Source organism: Ochrobactrum sp. EDr1-4 (assembly GCF_049199085.1).
Classification (GTDB): Bacteria; Pseudomonadota; Alphaproteobacteria; order Rhizobiales; family Rhizobiaceae; genus Brucella.
In genome coordinates this window covers 772,894-792,561 of the sequence record NZ_JBLZOF010000002.1, presented here as the reverse complement: position 1 = coordinate 792,561, position 19,668 = coordinate 772,894, and the positions used below count along the sequence as shown (strand labels likewise).

Below are 19,668 nucleotides of genomic sequence, written 5' to 3'. Positions count from 1 at the left end.
GGCATATCAGAAAAGATGCTGGACTTCAGGCATATCGATAATGCCGAGCGACAACGCCGTTGCAACTGCCGATGTTCTGTTTGAACAATTGAGCTTGATTTTTGCGTTCTGAAGATAGGTCACAACCGTCCAGCGCGCGATGTTCAAAATTTCTGCGATTTCGCCGTCTGTTTTGCCATTTGCAGCCCAGCGCAAACAATCCAACTCACGCTGGGTCAAAAGAGCAACGGCAGCACTCATCTCTCGCCCATCGCAAAGCGTGTGATGAAGATGACCGGCAGCGCTGATCAGCAGTGGCCGCAAATTTGCTATAAATTCTTGACGATCAATAAGCGTATCCAATTGGAAGCTGAATTGAGAACAGCCAGCAATCCCTTTAGGTGTACGGGCAGAAACAGCTACATGGACATTGCCTAAGCCCTGCTTCTCCGCATCGCGAAACATATCCGCTATATGCTTACTTTTATCAGCATCGCGTTTGAGATCATGCACAAGCCCATGGACGTCACTGCGGAAAAAAGGCGCATCTTCCTGAAATAAAGGATCGACGGAAAAATAATTTGTAGCCGCATATTTCACCATCCAACTGGTGGGCGCGGAGGTCACTACGGTTAGATCAGACGAAAAGTTCCGGGAGCTGTTGCTTAACCGATTGCGGTAGGCATGCATGATATGCCGACAACCGATCTCATCACGAATGCGCACCATTCTGGCAAGGATATCAGTCTGATATGCCGTTCCGAAAAACGTCTTCCTGAAATTTGGAAGATGGATCAAGTTGAGAGTCATGCCTAAAATCCCTGCAATAAAATAAAGAGGGCCTCATTCGAACCGTACATAATCTGAACGGCGAATCAACTCCAACACGCTTTATTAGAGACACCTAGACACATGAAAAACCGACCTGCTGGCAAGCAGCGAATCTGGAATTTTCATGCCTTACACACAGGAAGAATTGGGCAAAGCGTTGACGAAAAAAACGGCTGCGTTCAAGGAGAACACAGCCGACACTCTATCGTGTTGTTTTTATGGAGGAACCTGAATTGCAAGCCAAAAGGTTCCAAAAAACACAGTTTGCCACTGTATCACACAGTTAAACGATTTTTTGTCAGGCGCGGTTCTGCAGCGCTTCGGCCATGGCACGCAACGTTACAAATGTAGACGCTGCACCGGGATCGATATGGCCAATGGATCGCTCGCCAAGCTTGGCTGAACGTCCGCGACGCGATTCCATTGCAGCCGTCGCTTTCATGCCCGCTTCCGCGCCATCGCGCGCCGCAATCAGCACGTCGAGCGTGGATTTTCCAGCCTGTGCCGCCGCTGTTGCAGCCTCAACCGCCGGAACCCAGGCATCGATCATCGTCTTGTCGCCCGGTGCCGCGCGGCCCCGGTCCTGGATGCCTTGCGATGCCGCTGCAAGCCATTCAGCAATACCGGTTCCATCAAGGTTCAAACGGTTGCTGACGGCAGTGCCTGCACGCAAGAATGCTGTCGCATAAAGCGGGCCGGACGAAGCGCCCACCGCGTCGAGAAACGCTTTCGCCATGCGCTTGCAGATGGCTTCAATGGTTTCATCGTCCTGTTCGTCTTCGAGCGCATGCTGAACAGCCTTCCAGCCGATCTCCATGGTGATACCATGATCGCCATCGCCAATCACGCCATCAAGTTCCGAAAGCCAGTTCTTCTCGGCAATGATCTGATTGCCGACATTCATCATCATTGCCTTGAACAGTGCAGGTGTCACATCGCCATCGGTGATGAGCAAGCGGGGCGCGTCTGATGTTGCTTCTTTATGTTCAACAGTGCGTGCTGCCTTGCGGTGTGAAGCTGGTTCACGGTCGCTTGCCTGTACAGCACCGACAGTCAGAGCTGGCGTGTGGCATGGATGATCAAGCAGTGTCTGCAAAGTGGCATCAAGCTTCATCAGCGTTACCGAAGCGCCAGCCATTTCGAGCGATGTCGCATACTCACCGACCCATGAGGCATGGATCTGAATTTCTCGACCATCAAGAATCTGCTTCACGCGGCGGAAGATCAGGTAAAGCTCGATATGCGTGGTTGCGCCAAGGCCGTTGACCAGAACAGCAACGCGATCACCAGCTTTGAGTTCAAGTTCTTTTAAAACGGCTGCTACCAGCTCGTCAGTCACTTCATCGGCAGGTGCAAGCTTCTGGCGGCGGATGCCCGGCTCGCCATGCAAACCCATGCCGATTTCCATCTCGTCGTCGCCGATGGAGAAGTTTGGCTTGCCGGTTTGTGGCAGCGAGCAAGGGCTAAGCGCCACGCCCATCGAGCGGGTCGCCTCATTCGCAGCCTGTGCAAGCGCTTCCACACGCGGCAGGGATTCACCCAGATCAGCGGCAGCACCCGCAACTTTGAATACGAAGAAATCACCGGCAATTCCGCGACGCTCCGACTTGCGATCAAGTGGCGCAGAAGCTACGTCATCCGCTACTGCGACATGACGCACATCCATGCCGTCTTGTGCGAGTTCTTCAGCAGCCATAGTGAAGTTGAGAACGTCGCCTGTGTAATTGCCGTAAAGCATCAGCACGCCAGCACCGCCATCGGCAGCGCGTGCGGCTTCCGCAATATGTGCAGGCGATGGAGAAGCAAACACGTTGCCAACAGCGGCTGCATCCGCAAGACCGCGACCGACATAACCCGCAAAAGCTGGCTCGTGGCCTGAGCCACCGCCCACAACAATACCGACTTTGCCTTCACGCGGCCCATCGACCGCAACAACCGCACGACCTGTCTCGCCTTCGACGCGCAAGATATCAGGATGCGCGCCAACCATGCCTTCGATCATTTCTGCGATGATATTTTCAGGCGCGTTGATCAGCTTCTTCGTTTTGACTTGTTCACTCATAGTTTTGGCTTTCTTAAACTTATTGCCTGATCAGTGCGCATCCCGGCGCAGATAACGACGCGATATAGCATCGAATGAGATGGCCAGCACGACGATTGCACCCGAAACAATGCCCTGCCAATAAGGAGAGACACCGAACAGAACGATAATGTTTTCAATAATAGCGATAATACCCGCACCGAAGATCGCACCAATCGGGCTGCCGATGCCGCCAGTTGTAGCAACACCACCAATAACCGAAGCAGCGATTGGAGCCAGAACCCAGCTATCACCAATCGACGGCTGAGCAGTGCCAAGACGCGCAACCATCAGAACGCCAGCAAGCCCTGCAATGGCACCGGCAAAGCCAAACACCATCAGACGCACGCGATCCACGCGAATGCCCAGCATACGTGCACCGTCGCGGTTGTTACCAATGGCATACATGTAACGTCCGAACGGGGTTTTCAGCATCACGAAAGTAGCGATCAACAGCACCACAAACATGATCAGGAACGGCACAGGAATTCCAAAAAAGTCGCCACGACCAAGGAAGTGAATTTCGCGCGGGATACCGGTGATAGCAACACCCCGCGTCAGCACCAGATTGGCTCCACCAAAGATGCCTGCCGTACCGATGGTTAGCACCAGCGAATGCAACCGCAGGAAGGTGACGAGGAACCCGTTGAACAGGCCGAGGCAAAGTCCAAGCAGGATAGCCAGCAGCATGGCGGAATAAGGCTCGAAGCCCATCCGCATCATCAATATGCCGGAGACGACGCCGCTCAATCCGCCAATAACACCGAGCGACAGATCAAGCTCGCCCAGCACCATCAGCATCGACTGTGCAATGGTAATGAGGCCGACAAAGGCCAAACCGCGCGCCACAACCGACAGATTGTAAGTCGTCAGGAAGTAGGGCGACATGATCGCTGAAAGGGCGAAGATTACCAGCAGAGCCACAAAAACACCGGCCAGCGGCGTGCGGATGAGATTGGAAAGGGGATTAGTTTGCATCGGCTTTTACCTCTGTTCCAAAGATCGCGCCCACGAGTGTTTCATTGTTGGTATCGGTGGTGGAAAACTCACCGGTGATATGGCCGTTATGCATGGTGATGATACGGCTTGCGCATTTCTGCAGTTCGTTGAGTTCGGAAGAAACGAGGATGACACCCACGCCTTCTTCGGCAAGATTTTTCATGATGCGATAAATTTCGGATTTAGTGCGGATATCGATGCCCTTGGTCGGCTCATCGAAGATGAGTACGCGCGGACGAGTAGCCATTGCGCGACCGATAATCGCCTTCTGCTGGTTGCCACCAGAAAGCTGCGAAATGCGCTTACCCATGCCCGACGTGCGGATACCGTAATCATCGATGATCTTCTGCACGATATTGCGTTCGCGACTATCCGAGATGCCCAGCTTTCCGCTGGTCAATGACAAAACCGAAATACCGATATTTTCGCGTAGCGACAGAAGAGGCAGAATGCCGTGATGTTTGCGTTCTTCCGAGAGGTAAAGCATTCCATTGGCAACCGAACGCGACGTGTCATTCAGTGCCCAGCTTTCGCCCTCGACCTTCACCTCGCCTGCTTTGGCTTTCAGAAAGCCAAAGATCGTCTGCATCACTTCGGAGCGCCCAGCGCCCACCAGTCCGGCAAAGCCAAGAATCTCTCCCTTACGCAGATCAAAACTGATGTCTTCAAAGCGAGAGCCGGACAGTCCACGCACTTCCATGATGGTTTCAGTGGTAGGCTTTGACGGGCGGAAATGCTCATCAAAGGAGAGGTCACGGCCAGACATGGCGCGGATCAGATCCGCTTCCGTTACGTCCTTGATGTGACCGCTTTCGATCTTCGTTCCATTGCGCAGAACCGTATAATCATCGCCAATCTGAAAGACTTCTTCCATTTTGTGGCTGATGAAAACAATCGCATGGTCGCGATCAAGCAAGCTGCGGATAACCTTGAAAACACGTTCGACCTCAACCCGCGTCAGCGAGGATGTCGGCTCATCAAGGATCAGCACCTTCATCTGCTCATTTGTGCAGGCGCGTGCAATCTGCAAAAGCTGTTGATCGGACACGGAGATATTGTCAACCAAATCATCTGCCTGCGCTTCGATTCCGAAGCGGTCGAGATAGGATTTCGCTTCTTTCAGCAACGCCTTGCGGTTGACGGTAAAGCCGCCATGGCCGGTTCTGTTGAACGGCATGAACAGATTTTCAGCAACGCTCATCTGCGGGAAAAGTGTAAGTTCCTGCGGAACATAGGCGACGTTTTTATAAAGTGCTGCGTCAGTAACCGGATCGCGGCCATCAATCAGCACCTGACCGCGCGAAGCGCTGTCGGTTCCGGTCAGAATTTTAACGAGTGTAGATTTGCCGGCACCGTTTTCGCCAGCAAGAATATGTGTGCGACCCAGCTCAATTTTCAGGTCAACACCATCCAGCGCGGTTACGCCCGGAAAATCCCGGCCTAATCCGCTTGTTTCAAGATAAGCCATGATGGACACCTTGGAAAACTATCGCTGCGTTTCCGGCAAACTGCCGGTCAAAGTCGATAGGACAGGAAAGAATGGAGCACGGGAGAACCCGTGCTCCTGCAACAAGTCCAGAACGGATTAATTGCCTACATTTTCCTTGGTCAGGAATGCATTGCCGGTGTCGATATAGCCCGGAACCGGAGCGCCAGTTGCCTGTGCCCAAAGTGTCATGACCGACCAGTAACCCTGAAGTTCAGGTTGCGATGCGGACGAGCTGTCAGCAACACCATTGCGGATCATGTCGAGCATTTCTGGCAGATTGTCGAGACCGACCAGCGTAACCTTGCCCTGCTTGCCAGCTTCAACGATCGCCTGACCGATACCGATCGGGCCAGCCGCATCCGAAGCAACCCAGCCCTTAAGGTTTGGGTTGGCCTGCATAATGGCAGCTGCCTGCTGCTGCGCGATTTCGATGCTATCATTGTCGATGCCTTCAGCAACGACCTTGATGCCCGGATGTTCTTTGAACACTTCGCGATGGCAATCCGCGCGGATTGAATGGTTTGGTGCGGTTGGCACGCCCATCATGATCGCGACTTCGCCTTCACCACCGAGCACTTCGACCAGACGACGGGCAGCAATCTTGGCCTGCTCACAGAAATCCGAACCGATATGGGTGATGCTCATGCCTTCAGGCGGCACGGAGTCGAACAGGACCAGCGGAACTTTCTGGTTCTGTGCTTCTTCAAGCGATGCGCGGTTGCCCGATGGATCGAGCAGATCAAGTGCAAGGCCATCCGGACGGGTTGCAAGCGCACTGTCGATGATCTGGTTCTGCTGAACAACGTCTGCGCTCTGTGGTGCGGAGTAGACGATTTCAACATTGGCGCCAGTCTGCGCCTTAAGGGCAGCCGCAGCCTGCTGCGCGCCATCATTCACCTTATCAAACCAAGGATGCACGACCTTTGGCACGATGACAAAGCGATAGCTGTCTTTTTTGACAGTTCCCGGCGCATCCTGCGCCATGACCGAAACAGGTACTGAAAAGGCAGCAACAGCCGCCAGCAAAGCAAGCTTCTTCATAGATTCCTCCCTTGGAAATCAGACGAAACTTCCTCCCGTCTGACTATTAAAAGATCACCCGGGAAGGCTCCTCTGCCTTCGACCCGATAGCGAACTCTCGCTATCAATACATATGTATATTTGAAATTACAAGAGTAAAAATATGTGAGTCGATTGCACGCACGCAGACCGACATGCTGCGAACGCAGTCGTTCCCTGACTGTAGGCCAACTGCAACAGCAGTGCCTTAAGATGAGTGCATCGCTCATATATTATTGCGTTTCGCTTCCCACATCACTATGGTGCCGCCACACACAACCGGTGCCCACCTTGAACCACTCTGATAAATCCAACCTGCCATCAGCTCTCCAATTGCGTGAGATTGTCGACGTCGACTTGGCCATTACCGAATATTACGATGAACTGTGCCGCACGGTTCGTCGACGCGGTCACGCGTCATCAAATGCCAATGAAATTGTTCATGATCTCTACGTAAGGCTGAAAGACCGGAAGACCAATTTAGAAGGCAAATCTTCACTCCGTGCCTTTCTGAAGCGAGCAGCGATCAACTTGGGATTTGATCGGTTTCGACGCGAACAATTTGAAGCTAAAATCTTTTCGGGCACTCAGGAAGAAGCCGCCAACATCATCGGCGCTGAAACCGATCCTGATACCGCTCTTGACATGCCGCAGCGTCTCAACTGCCTGCGAAATGCAATCATGGAACTACCCTATCGTCAGCGCCGAATTTTTATTGCGCACCGCATTGGCAACCTGTCGCCCGACGAAATTGCTCAGCGTTTTGGAATTACGCGCAACATGGTAGACCGGCATCTTCGCAAGGCACTCATTCATTGCCTTTACAGACTCGACGAACTGGATCAGGCATAATGCGTGCATCAAAAACCAAAACGGAAAAGTCTGAACGGCTTATCCGTGAACAGGCTGTCGATTGGCTTATGCAGTTACAGTCATCGCCCAAAGATTTGGTATTGATTGAAGCGTGCGCCGCATGGCGCGCGCAAGATAGCCGTCATGAAATAGCATTTACAAAAGCTTCGCGTGTTTTCAGTGACTCACGTTTCTTGCTGCTTCAGGATACCGATTTTGCAAAAACAGCGGCCAGAAGACCACGTTTCCCTGTTGCAGCAGCGGTCACTTCAATGGTCATATTTGTGGGTATTGCAGGCGGATTCATCGCTTTCGATGGACCGATGCGTCTGCGCGCGGATGTTATGTCCGCAAGCCGCGAAATGCCATTCGTCAAACTCTCTGACGGCTCTACCGTCCAGCTCAATTCAAGATCAGCGATCTCTTTTGACATTACAGAGGAAAGCAGACGCGTTTATCTCCTGCGGGGCGAAGCCTATTTCACCGTTGCACCTGACAAGCAGCGTCCGTTCACCGTTATCGCCGCAAATGGCGAAGTGACAGCGCTCGGCACACAGTTTGATGTTAAGTTGCAAGGTCAGGGCGCCGATGTTGTTGTCACCGAGCATGCTGTTGAAGTGCAGACCAGCGCCGATAAAGCGATGTTCAGTGCTGATCAAAGCCTTCGCCTTGAGCAAGGTCATCGTGTTTTTTACGACAGTGACAGTGGCATCGGAAAAATTACAAAAGTAGACCCGGAACTGGCCGCATCTTGGCGCACAGGACGACTTATCTTCGAAGATCAGCCGCTTGGTCATGTGATCGAGGATATTGCGCGTCATCTTCCCGGTCGCGTGATGATTGCGAGCAATGATCTGGCAGAACGCCGCGTAACCGGCACTTTCGATCTGTCAGCGCCATCAACCGCACTTGATGATTTCATCAATGCATTTGATCTCAAAGCGGTGCGGGTTGGTTCCTTGCTAACAGTGTTGCACAATTAATTTTAAAAAGAATGTCCCAGCCAGCCAATTTCATTCGTCCACTCCATGAAAGGCAGTTTGCGCGGCGAGCGTAACTGCTTCAACATCAAATGTTCAACGCCTTGAACGTTGAGACTGGATACGAAATGAAAAGCTCCGCCTCGTGCATTCTTGCGACCTGCGCACGCACCGTTTTTGCCTCGGTTCTTCTAAGCAGCACAGTTCTGACACCACTTCTGAGCGCGCCCGCCATGGCGCAAGCAACAACGCAGGCTGTTGCAGTCAACGTTCCAGCAGGTACACTTGCAACCGGCCTCAATCGCCTTGCTGTTCAGACAGGCTTGCAAATCGCATTTGATGCTTCCGTTACCAGCGGCCTGAATACATCAGGCGTTCGTGGAACGATGACGCCAGTGGAAGCGCTTTCCACCTTGCTGCGCAATACCGACATCCAATACCGTTTCACTGGCAGCAAAACTGTTCGACTGGAGCGCGAAACCGCTGCAAATAATGCGATTGCCCCTGTCACCGATGGCAGCCTTCAGCTTGATACAATCAACATCGCCCGCATCACTGGCGTAAATTTTTCCGAGCTTGACCCGCGCGTGTCGCAGATCACAACCGAACAGCTTGAGCAGGCACAGGCGTCAACTATTCCAGAACTTGTGAAGAGGACACCCGGTGTTTCGATGCTGGGCGGCGTACGCACAGAAGGTCAATCAATTGCCATCCGCGGCTTTTCACGCCAGACTGACGTTCGTATCTTGCTCGATGGCGCTCCAAAGAACTTTGAGAAATACGATCAGGGTACGATCTTCGTTGAACCTGAACTTCTCAAGCGCATCGAAATCGAAAAGGGCGCGACCACCGTGCGCTACGGCAATGGTGGTTTCGGCGGCACGATCAAGCTTGAGAGCAAAGACGCGGCCGATATGTTGCGTGATGGCGAAAACTGGGGCGCTTGGGCCAAAACCGGCTATCAGACTGCAAACAAACAGTTTCTTGAAACGGGCGCCATATATGGCCGCTCCAATCTTGGAACTGGCATAAATCTTGATGGTCTTGCGAGCCTGACATGGCGCAAGGGCGACAATATGCGCGTCGGCGGTGGTGATGTTTACAACTATTCCAGCTCCGAACTGACATCCTTTTCCGGCAAGCTCAGCGGCGAATATGGTGGCCATGCGGTAAAAGCGTCTGTTCTTTATGGAGAAAGCGCCAACTGGGGCCCACTTGCAGCCATTCGTGGACAGTTTGAGCCAAGCAGCAATGCTTTGGTGCCTGGTACACCAGCATATAAGGCAGCGATCCAAAGGCTCCTTGCTTGGCGCGAACTCAAAGATTTCACCTCCGTTGTGGAACATACCTATGACGGTGACAGCGATCTGGTGAATACGCGCATTATGGCAAGCTATTCATCGACCGACATGCATGCAGAGCGCTTTCCCGGCGTCAATGGCACTGCATCACTCGGCGGCACAGAAAACGATGCCAAATATTCGGACTTTCATATCGAGGCTGAAAACACCTCAAATTTTGAATTGGGTGGAATCGATCACAGCCTGAACTATGGTGTGCAGTATAACCATCACGTTCGTGATGTGACGATGTTCGATAAGGCCAATGCAAAAGATCCGCAGTATAATTACGGTTATTATGCACCATGGATCATGCCTGCTGGCAAACAGGATGTTACATCGTTCTTTGTGCGCGATAAAATGGCAATTACCGACAAGCTGACGATCACGCCCGGTCTTCGTTACGACTATGTGCGCTCGGAAGGCGTTCCGAATGCTGCGCCTCGTTATAATAATCCTGCCGCCGGTCACGATTATTCAGCCACCTCACATCATGGCTTCACGCCGGCGGTCAGCGCATCATACCAGATCACGCCTGCAACGCGTCTGTTTGCAGACTGGGCCTATGCGATGCGCGCGCCCAACATTGATGAAATCTATTCAACGCAGAGCATTCAGACCAAGACATCCGGCACAAGTCGGGATCTGAACGTTGAGCGCAACAACACGATCAATATTGGTGCAGATACGGCGATCAATAGCTTGTTTACCGACGGCGATATGCTGATGGTGCGCGGGTCGTTCTTCAACAACCATATTTCCAACCCGGTTGGACGGCGCGTGGGTAGTAAAAACAATGCGAACTTGAAGGAAGGTGAAGCAGCATTTTACTGGAACATGCCATCCTACTATACACGCGGTATCGAACTTGAAGCACATTATGAAAATAACTTCATGTTTGCCGATACCAGCCTCACCTACATGATTGGAAGGCGCGAAGGCACGCTCAACAACGTCAAAGGTCCAGACAGTTATATCAACGATATCATGCCAACGACGCTGATCACGACACTCGGCTATAAGCTGCCTGATCAGGATATCAATTTCGGCTGGACAGGAACCTTTGTCGACAAGCAGGACAGAACCTCTCATGTCAAAGATGATCTGAGTTATAATCGCCCCAAGGCTCCGGGCTATTCGGTACATGATCTGTTTTTCAACTGGACGCCGACACAGGGTGTTATGAAGGATTCTGAACTACGGCTGGCTCTGGAAAACGTCTTCGACAAAAACTACGAGCCTTATCTGAGCGACGGCATTTCAGCTATGCCGGGACGCAATCTGAAAGTTTCTTTCAGCCGCAAATTTTAAACAGCTGCGGATCTGCTGGAGCGAGTCTCCAGCAGATCCGCGGTAATTTCTGAACAGGGTTAGCATTTAAATAAGCCGCATATGGAGATGAGGCTTTGATCGGCCTTAGAGTCCCGCTTTGATTGTCACTGATCGACCGATTTCATATCACAGGTCGTTTCAGCATTGGAGCAAAGTCCTCTGAACCAGGCTCGGCCAGTCGATTGCTCACCGCTTGAAAGCTCGACAAGCTGCTCACTGGGCAAACGTTTGCGCAACAATGTATAATCCAGCAAGAGCCAATCCTCATGGCAGGCGAGGATATTGTTGATCTGGCCCATTTCCGTCAGCCAGTCGCTGCCGATATCAAGCAGACGCTCGCTCTCAGTTTCAGGCTTCAAAAATCCTCTTGCCGACTGAATGCCGATTGTAGCTTCGTCTGACCTGATCCAGCCCTCGCCCTTATAAATCTTGCGCGGAACATAATCGTCGCTTTCTTCATTATATGCATCGCTCGCATTGGCGATTTTAAGCCAGCCGTCTCGGGTCTCCTTCACATCAAAATAAATGCTGTAGGCATATTGTGGCTCCGCAGTATCTGAAACTGTCGGTATCTGACCGACGATTTCCGCTGCATCGGACGGCTCCCCGCGCACTGCTATGAAAGGCTTTTTATTGCTCGTCCATGCGCTGAATGCACAGGTTGTTGCCTCTTCGGGAACCACTGCCTGAGCACTTGCAGACTGTGCCATATCAAAGGACGTAAATACCGGTAAAGTAAGGGCAAAAGCTGTAAGATATGAACCAAACCGCATTACAATCTCCTAGTGTGGCTGCGAACCCGAAATTCGCTCCAAGGAATGCTTCAAAATGATGCCAATTTTGGCTTCGCCATACTAGGAAATCCCTTCACTCGATGAAAACCTTCACGCTGGCAGCGCGTCCGCCTGCATCAACAACGGTCAGTGTGGAATAGCCGGTGCCATCCGGTAGCCATGTGGCTGTGCGGCGGCGGTTGGGTTCGGCAATGGGTTTGCCGTTGGCAAGCCAGCGAAACGGTGCGCGTCCGCCCTGTAATTTCAGAACCAGCGGCGAGGCATTATCGGTCAGGGCTTTCAGTTCGACATGCGCGCCATCCGGTGGAAAGACAATACGTGGTGCAGGCTCAATCGTGGCTTTGAGAACCGGCAGAGGATCGCTGCTCGATGAAAAGCGTATCTGCGTTACAGGAAGATCGGCGCGTGCTGTGCGAAATGCGCCAACAGGCGCACGCGGCAGAGGCACGGACGCGATGCCCGAACGCACAAAGGCTTCAAACAGGATGGGCGCTGCCGAAACATAACCAGCAAGGCCCGGCACCGAGCCGCCATCGGCACGCCCGACCCAGACACCCAGCACATAACGCCCGTCATAACCGACCGACCAAGCATCACGATAGCCATAGGACGTGCCGGTCTTGTAAGCGAGGCCGAGGCGTTTAGCACCCTGCGGCGGCACGACACCAGCCAGAATATCGCCAATCTGCCACGATGCCTGCTCGCTCAGAATAGGAGCCGATGGTTGAACAGGTTCTGAACCTTCGGTGCCGTCACGAAGCGCTGCCCCTCGCCCGCCATTGGCAAGGCCAGTATAAAGCTGCACCAGATCGCGCAGGCTGATGCCCGCGCCACCAAGGCCGATAGCCAGTCCCGGCGCTTCACCTTTCGGCAATTGCAGATTAACCGCCGCCTGTCGAATACGCGTGGTGAGCCGTGCAGGACCAATTGCATCAAGCAAGCTGATGGTCGGCACATTCAGCGACATTTGCAGCGCCTGACGGATGCTGACATCGCCCTGATAGCTCATATCGAAATTGCGCGGACGATAGCCCGCAAAATCCTGCGGGCGGTCCTCGATGATGGTTTCCTGCGCAATCAGTCCCTGCTCGAAGGCCAGCCCATAGATGAAAGGTTTTAACGTTGAACCGGGCGAGCGCACGGCGCGGGTCATATCGATCCAGCCCTGCCGCTTGCCATCGAAGTAATCAGCGGAGCCAACCTCACCCAGAATATTGCCATTGCGACTGTCGGCCAGCACCATGGCGACCGATACTTTTGGCCCAAGCTTCGCAGCAGCTTTGCGTGCCACAACTTCAAGCCCAGCCTGCACCGACTTTTTAAGCGTCAGCTGATGCCGGGCCTCGGTCGGTGCCTGTTTCAAAGCGAGATCGGCAAAGTGAGCGGCCAATGAAGGCAAGGGATGACGCGTCGCGGATATGCGCTCACGCGATGCACGCTCGGCTTCTTCGCTCGTGAAAACATCAGACGAAACCATGCGTTTTAGAACGCGATCCCGCGCGGCAACAGCATTCTTCATCTCACGATCCGGTCGTCGGCGCTCCGGCAATTGCGGCAGGGCCACGAGAAGTGCTGCTTCCGACGTGGTGAGGCGCAGCGGCTCCTTGCCGAAATAGGCAAGTGATGCCGACCGCACACCTTCCAGATTGCCGCCATAGGGCGCAAGCGTTAGATAGCGTTCGAGAATTTCAGACTTGCTCAACCGCCGTTCGATCTGGATCGCTCGCGCCAGCTGTCGGAACTTGGAGCCGAAACTGCGACTTTCGCGCGGCTCGATAAGGCGTGCAAGTTGCATGGAAAGTGTGGAACCGCCGGAAACAATACGGCCGCTCCCTGCAAGCTGATACGCGGCCCGAAGAAGCGCTGTGAAATCAATGCCGCCATGATCGTAAAAACGCTTGTCCTCATAGGCGATCAGCATTTTCACGAATTTCGGATCGACATCCTCAATCCGCGTATTCAAGCGCCAGTAGCCGTCCGGCGTTGCATAGGCACGCAGCAAAGCGCCGTCGCGATCCATAACTTCGGTGGAAATGGTCAGCCGTTCCGGCAAAGGCGGAGGAAAAGCGCGGTCGAGCCAGTCAAGCCCGACCACGGTTCCGATTGCGGCAATGCCGAGAAACGCGGCACCGCCAATTGCTATTTTCCAACGCCTTTTCATTTGTTTAGCCATGAACTTGTCCGAAAACCGGTTCCCACTTTTCGGGATCATGGCTTACGGTGCCGCCACCTCCATCATGCTTGTCGCCGTGCGCGCTGCAAATTGCGGACGATACATATCCTCAACCGTTGCTGCCGGATGGGTGTAAAGACCGGGCGTCACCGCACGCACCACATAAGCGAGCGTAATCGGCTTCTTCTCGCCTGCAGAGCGGTCGAAAGCGGCCACAAAACGATCATTGCGGAATTCGAGATGCGCTGCCTGTGTGCTTTCAAGCCATGGGAAATTGCCAAGATCGGCACTGGAAACAAGGCCCGGATTGTCGATCTCGAAACCAGCTGGCAGCAGATCGGTCACAAGCAGACGCGACTGCCATTCCTGCAGATCGTCGATTTTCAGAACAACAACATAGCGCTCATTCTGATTGACCCCGGTGACATTGGCAGCTCCCCCATCAAGCGTATAATAAGTGCGCTCGATGTTGAAACCTTCTCCACCCGCAGGCAGCGACTGAGCAGGTGCTGCAACAGCCGTGACGACCGCATCAACCGAACCTTGCCCCTTGTTGGTGACGACCAGCTGCTGCGTTTCAAGGGCTGCACCATTGAGACGCTCGGAGAACGCGCCCTGATGCGCTGTGCCATTGATGTCGAGGCTGATTGCGCCATTGTCATCCTGAAGCCCGCGTGCTGCAAGCAGCATCCATGCCTGATCCTGCGTGCTGAGATAACGTGCCTTTTCGCGCTGGAACTCGACCAGCGTAATCAGCGATGGCAGCACTTTCGGCGCAGGCTTGGTTTCCGACGCAAGAGCCAGCATTGCCGCGCCATCACGCAGCGGCGAACCATAATCGGAGCGATTATAGTCATAGCTGGACTGGCTGGTTGCGAGCTGGAGCGACGCATTGAACACGCGTTCCGAACGCGGCTGGTCACCATAAAGCGCTAATGCTGCACCAAGCTGGGCAACGGCCATCGGGCTTGCAAAGTTTTCAAGCTGGGTATCGGCAAAGTAACGCAGATCGCCAACTGAAGCCTTCTTGTTGCGTGCCAGAACATAAAGCGCATAGGCAATGTCGTTGCCGCGTTCCTTGACGTCGGTGGTATAGCCGAGCGCATTTTGCAGATTAGAAAGTGCGGACAGCATCGCCTGCTGCGGCACGTCATAGCCCTTTTCGCGGGCACGCGTCAGAAAGTCGGTCACATAGGCGTCCATCCAGAGATCACCCGATCCCGGCGACCAGAGGCCAAACGAACCGCTTGAAGACTGGTTGTTGAGCACGCGGAAGATGGAATCCTGTACGCGCTTTTTAAGTTCTTCCTGACTTTCCAGACCCGCTGCCGCTTCCGTACCTGCAGCCATTTCGCTCAAATAAAGCAGCGGCAGTGCGCGGCTGGTGGTCTGCTCTGTGCAGCCATAAGGATAGCGGTCGAGCGCCATCAACAATGCTGGCACATCAAATGCGGCACTTCGCGTCACACCAACGCTGACAAAAGCACCATCAAGCAGGCTTTCAGACAGAAGGCCACCATCGACTCTCACACTTCCGCCATTGGCCGTGAGATTGACGACATGGCGGCTTGTGACCGGCAGATCGACCGGACGCACCGGCAATGCCAAAGCCTGCTCAACATTGAGGCCTGCATCGTTGGAAAGCCGGATCGTCACACCACCCGCACCCGTGGCCACAGCATTGAGTGGAACGGTAATCGACTGCCGTTTGCCACCTTTAAGCGCGATGCTTTCAGGATAGGAGCCAACCTCAACACCGAGATTATCAGTGGTCTCAAGGCTCACACGATAATCGCCGTCCGGTGCATCCGTATTGGCAATATCGAAGCGGATATTGGCCTGATCGCCAGGGGCCATGAAGCGTGGCAGACCAGCGGTGATGACCACAGGATCGCGGATGATAACATCCGCAACCGCATGGCCGACTGCCTTCTTGGTCCATGCTACCGCCATGACGCGCGCGGTGCCGTTGAACTGCGGTATGTCGAAAGTAATTGTTGCCTTGCCGTCACTGTCGAGTTCAACCGGACCGGAGAACAGCGCAACCAGTTTTTCGGTGGGCGGGCTGCCTTCCGCTGCCATATTGCCACCATCGCCACCTGTGCGCAGCTTGCCGGTGACGCCGAGCGAACCATCGATCAGGCGACCATACATATCGCGCATTTCAAGGCCCAGCTGACGCTGGCCGAAGAACCAGTTTTCAGGGTTCGGCGGCTGATAGCGTGTCAGATTGAGAATGCCGACATCGACCGCTGCCACCATGACATAGGCCTGCTCGCCACCCGCATTTTCAACCGAAACCGGGATGGAAAGTGTGGAACGCGGTGTGATCTTTTCAGGCGGGGTCAGCTTGACTGCAAGCTGCTTGTCGGCAGGATCGACCTTCAGCCATTTAAGGCCAATCGCACGCGCAGGCATACGGCTTTCAATAGCCTCACCCGGACGGAACAGCGTTACTGTTACATAGGCACCCGCACCCCAATCCTCACCCACCGGAATATCGATGGTCGTGCCACCCTCCGGCACGCTTGCGGTGATTGTCTTAAGCAGCTTTTCCGCACCAATGGTGATGAGCACCTCACCTGCAAAACGCGGGGAGATTTTCAGTTCTGCCGTGTCACCCGCCGCATAATGTTCCTTGTCGAGCGCGATTTCGAGCCCGTCCGGTGTTTCGGTCGAGGTTGAGCTGACAAACCAGCCCGCATCAAATTCATAGCTTGTGACCGGACCCGAAGCATCAGCTGTTTCGATTTCCAGACGGTAGCGACCCCAATCGACCGGCAGACTGATTTCAGCCTCGCTATCGGTTGTAAGGTCAATCTTGCCGTTGGCAATCGCCTTGGTGAAAGTGACCGGCTCATAGTTCCAGCTGTTGCCACTGCGATACCACTGATAATTACGCTCGATCTTGACCAGCGACCATTGTGCGCCATCAAGCGCCTTGCGATCACCCTTGCTGTCAGAGGCGATCATGCTGAACTTTGCAGTTCCGCCCTGCGGAACTTCATCGCCAGCAAAATCCGGGCGAATGCCGATGAGATCGGTTTCCGGCTGAATGGCAACATCGATCTTGCGCTCAACCGCGCGACCGCCGGTTTCGCGCATACGAACGGTCACGGCTGCGTTTACGAGACGCGTTGTTGACGGCATTTCATCGATTGTAACCGGGAAAGTCGCCTTGCCGTTGTCATCGACTTTTGACAGGCCATCGAGCGGCAGGCGTGTGGCTTCGCCCTGTTCTTCATCGGCGAGGCCAAAGTAATAGCCCTTGAAGCGGTCCCACTGACGCTTGGTCGAAAGCGTGACTTCGCCTTCAAGCGCAAGACCGGCGGCAGGCGCACCATAGAGGAAACGACCGTCCACGGTGATATTTGCGGTTTCGCCCACAGCGATTTCCGGCTTGTCAGACGTCAGATCGAACTCGATCCGGTCCGGCACAAAATCTTCAACCAGGAACATCTGCGTGGCAATCGCTGGCTGCTTGGGATCGGTATAGATCGACACCGACCATGTGCCACGCATGGCGTTCGACGGCAAGGTCAGGTCGATGGCATGACCACCGGCCAATTTGCTATCGGAAACGAGACGGCGATCTTCCACGCCATCAGGACGCGAGAAGATGAAGGTGAGCGGCAGATCGTCAATTGCCGTTGCGGTATCGTCACGTGCAAGCGCGCCTACATGCACAACTTCGCCCGCGCGGTAGATACCGCGCTCTGTCCATGCATAAAGATCAAGCGCTTTCGGCACGGCACGGCCCGTCACACCACGATCGGAAAGATCGAAACCGGCGCGAGCCATATCGAGGAATGTGAAATCCTCATCATCGCTACTTGCCATCAGCACCGCTGGCACCATACCGTCTGTGCCGCGTGTCAGTCCCGGCGTAAACGTCGCCCGGCCATCGCTGTCGGTGGTCGCTTCGCCCAGCACTTCATTGTTGCGTGCAAGCAGCGTCAGCTTCACGCCTTTAAGCGGCTCTGCGCTTTCCAGCGAGCGGGCAAACACATTGATGCCGTCCTGTCCGGTATAAGTCGAAAGGCCGATGTCGGAAACGACAAACCACTGCGTTGCCTTAGTGCCATATTCATCATCGGACTTCTGAACCAGCGGCTCAGCAGTCAGCACGTAGACGCCGGGCTTGCGTTCCGGCAGTGCTTCATCAACCGGGAAACTGGTCGTTGCTTCCTTGTTCAGCTCATTGCCTGCAATATCGATTTCGCCTTGCCAGACAGGCGCACCCATCTGTTCGGAAACCGTGCTGATGTCATAGCTGTCCAACTGGCGTAGGAACTGATAGCCGGAGAGAAGCTGTGCCAGCGAACGGTCGCCAACGCGATAAAGCTTGACCTTGGCTGCATTCAAATTGACGCTGACCAACGGAATGCCGCGACGGGCTTTCGCAGGCAGCACAAAACTGTCGCCGGTAAAGCGCACCGATGGTGCACGATCCTGCACATAAATCGACAATGTGACCGGTGCTGGCAGCACTTCACCAACAGCCGATGGCAGACCCTGACGGAACGTCACATTATAATTGCGGCCATGTTCCAAACCCTCGACGCAAATCTGGCGGTCCTTGGCGTCAACGGCTTTTGGCGCGCCATTATCGAGTGTAACGAAGCTCGAATAATCGACACCGCTTTTCACCAGCTCTTCCGAGAATTGCGCGCAGATGCGCGGCGCGGCATTATCATTATCGACCGTATTATTGATGATGCGGAAGCCTTTGCGGGCTTTCAGATCTTCATAAACGGCACGAACCGATGCGGAATTGACGAGATCAAGGCTTGCTTCATAGGCTTGCAAGGCCGGGCGCGATGCATCGCGCTTTTCGAGTGCCTGCGCCATGACGGCAAGCGCCTGTGCGCGGTCATCTTTCGTGCGCGAGGTCTGATAGGCAAACCATGAAGCCGACGTCGCATCGCGCTGGAACTTGGAACGTTCCTGTCCGTTGGACGGTTCAGTCAAAAGCGCTGACAGCGCATATCCAGCCCAGAGCTGGCTTTCATCCGGCGACATGCTGGCAGCCAAACGGAACTTTTCCATTGCGGTGCGTGGATCACCATTCAGGCCAGCAGACCCCGCTTCGTTGCGCAAAGTGCGCAGGCTTTCGGAGCTTTCCAATCCCGCCATTTCGCGCTTGAGGCGACGGGCTTCGTCAACCAGATTAGCGGCGAAGAACGAGATGGCAGGTGCAGCGCCAATATCTTCAACGGCGACCGCTGCGGCTTCAGCAACAGCGGCAGCTTCCTCTGTCACAACCTTGCCAGCAATGGAGCCGACAGATTCATTCAACGTATTGAAATCGGATTTCAGGAAGCACCACTTGACCTTCGGATTATAGGTAAAGGCCAGACAGGCATTATCGCCAAGACAGGTGCTTTTACATTGAGCGAGCGAGACGTTCTTTTCGGTCCGCAGATCAAAGCCGAAATAATCAGCGTCCTGCGTGGTCTCGATTTTCCGGGTTTCTGCGGCATGAGCGCCTAACGATGTCGCAAAGCAGAACGCAGTCGTAAAGGCTAGTAAAAGCCGATTAAACCGAACAGACATGAATGTTACTCTTCTGTAGTTGTCCCTCATCCCGCGCGGTCGTCGTCCACCCGCACGCTCGTAAATCAGACATTACCAATTTATCCGCAAACGGATAGCTGGATTCGTATCTGAGCACTTAGAGTACCTTTGATACAGAACCAAGCTCGTGAAACAAGCCTCTTTTAGTTGCTACTAAATACGAAGTTGCCCAAACAACTGTTG

Annotated in this window: 11 protein-coding genes; 3 read left to right on the top strand and 8 right to left on the bottom strand. The window is 54.0% G+C overall.

Going from position 1 to position 19,668, the window contains the following annotated elements; translation table 11 throughout:
• Nucleotides 1-6 precede the first annotated feature (6 nt).
• The 5 genes from ACOZHT_RS09990 to ACOZHT_RS09970 form a co-directional block, all read right to left on the bottom strand.
• Nucleotides 7-789, bottom strand: coding sequence for a helix-turn-helix transcriptional regulator (locus ACOZHT_RS09990; RefSeq protein ID WP_421565664.1), 783 nt, complete (start codon nucleotides 787-789; stop codon nucleotides 7-9).
• Nucleotides 790-1,108: 319 nt separating this feature from the next.
• The gene (gene dhaL, locus ACOZHT_RS09985) at nucleotides 1,109-2,872 is read right to left on the bottom strand and encodes a dihydroxyacetone kinase subunit DhaL (protein ID WP_339513029.1); all 1,764 of its coding nucleotides are present in this window, start codon (nucleotides 2,870-2,872) and stop codon (nucleotides 1,109-1,111) included.
• A gap of 30 nt (nucleotides 2,873-2,902) precedes the next feature.
• Complete coding sequence (locus ACOZHT_RS09980; protein WP_339513030.1) at nucleotides 2,903-3,868, bottom strand: ABC transporter permease; 966 nt, start codon at nucleotides 3,866-3,868, stop codon at nucleotides 2,903-2,905.
• On the bottom strand, nucleotides 3,858-5,357 hold the full coding sequence (locus ACOZHT_RS09975) for a sugar ABC transporter ATP-binding protein (RefSeq protein WP_421565663.1): 1,500 nt from the start codon (nucleotides 5,355-5,357) through the stop codon (nucleotides 3,858-3,860). Before ACOZHT_RS09975 ends, ACOZHT_RS09980 begins: the two co-directional genes overlap by 11 nt.
• Before the next feature lie 117 nt (nucleotides 5,358-5,474).
• Nucleotides 5,475-6,419, bottom strand: a complete 945-nt coding sequence (locus tag ACOZHT_RS09970; protein WP_339513034.1) for a substrate-binding domain-containing protein — start codon at nucleotides 6,417-6,419, stop codon at nucleotides 5,475-5,477.
• A 300-nt stretch (nucleotides 6,420-6,719) separates the two neighbouring features.
• Between ACOZHT_RS09970 and ACOZHT_RS09965 the strand changes: the two genes are divergently transcribed.
• From ACOZHT_RS09965 to ACOZHT_RS09955, 3 genes are all read left to right on the top strand, one after another.
• Nucleotides 6,720-7,289 carry an RNA polymerase sigma factor gene (locus tag ACOZHT_RS09965; protein WP_421565700.1) on the top strand — a complete coding sequence of 190 codons (570 nt, stop codon included), beginning with the start codon at nucleotides 6,720-6,722 and terminating at the stop codon, nucleotides 7,287-7,289.
• Nucleotides 7,289-8,272: a FecR family protein gene (locus tag ACOZHT_RS09960; protein ID WP_339513038.1), complete on the top strand. Its 984-nt coding sequence runs from the start codon at nucleotides 7,289-7,291 to the stop codon at nucleotides 8,270-8,272. Before ACOZHT_RS09965 ends, ACOZHT_RS09960 begins: the two co-directional genes overlap by 1 nt.
• 125 nt (nucleotides 8,273-8,397) lie before the next feature.
• Nucleotides 8,398-10,920 carry a TonB-dependent receptor gene (locus ACOZHT_RS09955; protein ID WP_339513040.1) on the top strand — a complete coding sequence of 841 codons (2,523 nt, stop codon included), beginning with the start codon at nucleotides 8,398-8,400 and terminating at the stop codon, nucleotides 10,918-10,920.
• 125 nt (nucleotides 10,921-11,045) lie between these two features.
• On the opposite strand, the gene ACOZHT_RS09950 is transcribed toward ACOZHT_RS09955, so the two are convergent.
• The 3 genes from ACOZHT_RS09950 to ACOZHT_RS09940 all read right to left on the bottom strand — a co-directional run bounded on the left by ACOZHT_RS09950 (nucleotide 11,046) and on the right by ACOZHT_RS09940 (nucleotide 19,464).
• Nucleotides 11,046-11,714, bottom strand: a complete 669-nt coding sequence (locus tag ACOZHT_RS09950) for a hypothetical protein (protein WP_339513042.1) — start codon at nucleotides 11,712-11,714, stop codon at nucleotides 11,046-11,048.
• A gap of 94 nt (nucleotides 11,715-11,808) precedes the next feature.
• On the bottom strand, nucleotides 11,809-13,908 hold the full coding sequence (gene pbpC / locus ACOZHT_RS09945) for a penicillin-binding protein 1C (protein ID WP_421565662.1): 2,100 nt from the start codon (nucleotides 13,906-13,908) through the stop codon (nucleotides 11,809-11,811).
• A gap of 42 nt (nucleotides 13,909-13,950) precedes the next feature.
• A complete protein-coding gene (locus ACOZHT_RS09940) occupies nucleotides 13,951-19,464 on the bottom strand; it encodes an alpha-2-macroglobulin family protein (RefSeq protein ID WP_339513046.1) in 5,514 nt (1,837 codons plus the stop codon).
• Nucleotides 19,465-19,668 lie beyond the last annotated feature (204 nt).